Raw genomic sequence first — 3,197 nt, 5'->3', positions numbered from 1 at the left:
GTTCAGCGGCGGGCGGGACGGCCCACCGGCCCCGACGGCCGGCTGTGTCGGCATGCCGTCCAGGTCGCGCAGCTGCATCTCCAGGTAGGCGCGCAGCCTGGTCCGGTACTCGCGCTCGAAGGCACGCAGCTGTTCGACCTGGCCTTCCAGCCGGCGCTTGTCGTCCTCCAGGCCGCCGAGCTGTTCGGCGACGTGTGCGCGGGCCTCGCCGATGATGCGGTCGGCATCGGCGCGGGCTTCGCGGCGGGCGCGCTCCGACTCGTTACGGGCCTCTCGCAGCGCCTCGTCCGCGGTGCGCTGGGCGAGCACGAGGGTGCGGGCCACGCGCTGTTCGATCTCGGCGTCCAGCTGGCTGTTGCCGGTGCGGGCCGGGGCCGCGCCGGGCGGGGACACGGCCGGGATGACCGTGGTCGCTGCCGCCGACGGCTGCGCGACGGGGCGCTCGCGGGCCGCTGCCTGGGCGGCCTGCACCGCCTGGGCCGCCTGCGCCTGCGCCTGCGCGACCTGGCGCCGGGTCTCCTCCAGCTGCCTGCGCAGCTGCTGGTTTTCCTCCAGCACCTGAGCGGGTACACCGGAACCACCGCCGCCCGTGCGGCGGGCCTCGTCGAGCTGCCGGCGTAGGTCGGTGTTCTCGTCCAGCAGACGGGTGAGCTCGCTCTCGACGTCGTCGAGGAAAGCGTCGACCTCGTCCTCGTTGTAGCCGGTGCGGAACCGGGTCGGGCTGAAGACCTTGTTCTGTACGTCCTGCGGTGTCAGAGCCACGTCGCCTCCTCATGATGCGGCATCGCCGTTCCCCGGAGAGGGCGGTCCAGCGGCAGTCTGCCGCGCGTATTCGCCACGTGCGCGACTTCGTCACAGCCCATCTGCGAGTCTCCGCAAGACCCAGATCACAACTAAGATCAATAAGAATCCGAGGTCAAATGCCACGTTACCGACCCGAAGGGGTGGGACGAACCGCCGCACGAATCTCAGCGGGGGATCGGTGACGGTGTACACGGACTCAAAGACTAGTACGAGGACTCCGGTGGGACGAAAAGTGCGGCTCAGGGAGACCACTAGATCTATCACTACGCGAGCGAACAGCAACAGTAGGTAGACCAGCAGGAGCGCGGAGATCACGTCACCCAGTGTGCTGATGGCGAGCTCTCCTGTACCTGCAGGGACTGGGGTCTGGTGACATCTGGAATATGATCATGACTGGTTGTAGAAGCCGCCCTCACGGATGCGCCGCTTGTCGGTCTCGGTGACCTCGACGTTGTGCGGCGAGAGCAGGAACACCTTGTTGGTGACCTTCTCGATCGATCCGCGCAGGCCGAACACCAAGCCGGCGGCGAAGTCGACCAGCCGCTTGGCGTCAACATCATCCATCTCGGTCAGATTCATGATAACCGGAGTCCCGTCGCGGAACTCCTCGCCTATCTGCCGCGCCTCATTGTAACTGCGTGGTTGCAGAGTGGTAATCCGGTACGCTGACGGCTCGTCGATCGCCGACGGCCTGCGCATCGGCACCGGACCAGCCGGCCGGAGCGGTTCCACCGGGGGGCGTCGCGACATCGCAGGCGGCTCCTCACGCGCATCTATCCGACGGACCGACCGCTCGGCGGGCACGGGCTCACCGACATCGCGACGATCGTCACGACCGGCGTCGTCATACTCGTCTTCCTCGAGGTAGCTTTCATCCTCCTCGGCCAGACCGAGGTAGACCATCGCCCTGCGCGCCACACCCATGAGCGCGACTCTAAGGGACAGCGCGCCGTGGACCGAACAAAGCCGTCCCGATGCGAAGGTGTGTCGCGCCTTCGGCCACCGCGTCGGGGAAGTCCCCCGACATGCCGGCGCTGATCACCGATGCCTCCGGGTGCTCCCGACGAAGCATCCACGAAACCTCACGCAGCCGCGCGAAGGCCGGCCGGGCCGGCAGGCCACGCGGCGCGACCCCCATCACCCCGGCGAGGACGAGGCCGCGGCTGGCGGCCACGAGATCACCGAGGGCGGGGATGTCGGCCGGGCGGGCACCACCGCGGCCGGTGTCGTGCCCGGGCAGGTCCAGCGACACCTGGAGGCAGACGGCGATCTCCCGACCGTACGCGAGCGCCCCCGCGGCCAGCGCGTCCACCAGTGGCGCGCGGTCGACCGACTGCACCCAGCCGGCCCAGCGGGCCACCGGGCGGGCCTTGTTACGCTGAAGCTGGCCGACAAAATGCCAGCAGGGCCATGCTCCGGAGGGCAGTCTGGGGACCGCCGCCGGGCCCGGCTCCCCGCCGTCCCGGCCGGTGCCGGGCCGGGACGGGCCGGCTGCCGGCGGGGCCGCCGAGTCCGGCCGAGGCGGCTGGCCGTCCCCCTCGGGAGCCCGTTGCGGTGCCGGCGGCCGCCATGTGGACGAAACCTCGCTGTCATATTCGCGACAGGGCTCGTGGGAGGCGAGGTATTCGGTCACAGCCGCCACCTTCGCCCGTGCCTCCTGCTCGCGGTTCTCCGCGAAATGCGTGATGCCGGACCCCGCGAGCAGGGCGACGTCCGACGCCGGCCAGTTCTTGCTCACCGCGATGAGGGTGAGCTCGCCGGCCTGGCGGCCCGCCGCGGTGGCCGCGGCGGCGATCCGCACGCGGACGTCGGCGAGGTTGCGCCACAGCTCCTCGCGCCGCCGCGCCGCGACCGGCCCACCCTGCGCCGGCCCACCCGCGGCCGGTGCCGCCGTCACCGGGCCCACCCGTGCCGTGGCGCCCGTCCGCCGGCCGGCCCCGCCCGCCACGGGCCGGCCTTCGCGCGGCCACACGGCAGGGCGGCCAGGACGGGCCGCGGGGCGTTCTCGGCGAACTTCCCGGCGGGCCTCTCAACGAGCTTCCCGACCCGCTCCCCGGCGCACCGCCCGACGTCCTTCTCGATGTGCCGCTTGACGAACATGGCCGCCACCTGGGTCCGGACGGATACCGGCACCGAGCTATTTGAGGAAGTCGGGGACGTCGAGCTCGTCATCGTCGTCCGCGACCGGCCGGACCGGCCGGCGAGGTGCCACATAGCTCGGCCGGGGCGCCTCCCGGGGCTCCTTGTACGGCGGGTGGCCCTGGTCGGCGCCGGCGTCGGCTCCCTCCCGCCGGGACGGGGCCGGCCCGTCGTGGCTGTAGTCCCGGTTGTCGGCGCCGCCAGCCGCCTGGCCGGTGGCGGCCGCGCGGGGCTGGGCCGGCTGGGGGTGCGAG

5 protein-coding genes and 1 pseudogene are annotated in these 3,197 nt (G+C 71.6%); all 6 read right to left on the bottom strand.

Features of this window, described 5'->3' with window-relative positions; all coding sequences use genetic code 11:
• The coding region (locus tag AC5LUJ_RS24070; protein WP_493465849.1) for a DivIVA domain-containing protein at positions 1-762 on the bottom strand (762 nt) is incomplete at its 3' end.
• A gap of 90 nt (positions 763-852) precedes the next feature.
• A complete protein-coding gene (locus tag AC5LUJ_RS24065; protein WP_493465850.1) occupies positions 853-1,128 on the bottom strand; it encodes a YggT family protein in 276 nt (91 codons plus the stop codon).
• Positions 1,129-1,191: 63 nt separating this feature from the next.
• The gene (locus AC5LUJ_RS24060; protein WP_250285265.1) at positions 1,192-1,728 is read right to left on the bottom strand and encodes a cell division protein SepF; all 537 of its coding nucleotides are present in this window, start codon (positions 1,726-1,728) and stop codon (positions 1,192-1,194) included.
• A 10-nt stretch (positions 1,729-1,738) separates the two neighbouring features.
• Entirely contained in the window at positions 1,739-2,701 is a 963-nt protein-coding gene (locus AC5LUJ_RS24055; protein WP_493465848.1) for a YggS family pyridoxal phosphate enzyme, read from the bottom strand.
• A complete protein-coding gene (locus AC5LUJ_RS24050) occupies positions 2,698-2,904 on the bottom strand; it encodes a hypothetical protein (protein ID WP_493465847.1) in 207 nt (68 codons plus the stop codon). Before AC5LUJ_RS24050 ends, AC5LUJ_RS24055 begins: the two co-directional genes overlap by 4 nt.
• 37 nt (positions 2,905-2,941) lie before the next feature.
• Positions 2,942-3,197 (bottom strand): annotated as a pseudogene (locus AC5LUJ_RS24045) (cell division protein FtsZ); the annotation flags it as partial.

It is taken from the genome of Protofrankia sp. CiP1_Cm_nod3 (genome assembly GCF_982290655.1).
Note: the sequence above shows the minus strand (reverse complement) of the source record. Positions and strands in the feature narration are given on the sequence as shown.

Excerpts from the sequence above, each read along its gene's own strand:
- AC5LUJ_RS24060 (WP_250285265.1), bottom strand. The coding sequence starts at position 1,728 with ATGGGTGTGGCGCGCAGGGCGATGGTCTACCTCGGTCTGGCCGAGGAG.
- AC5LUJ_RS24050 (WP_493465847.1), bottom strand. The coding sequence starts at position 2,904 with ATGTTCGTCAAGCGGCACATCGAGAAGGACGTCGGGCGGTGCGCCGGG.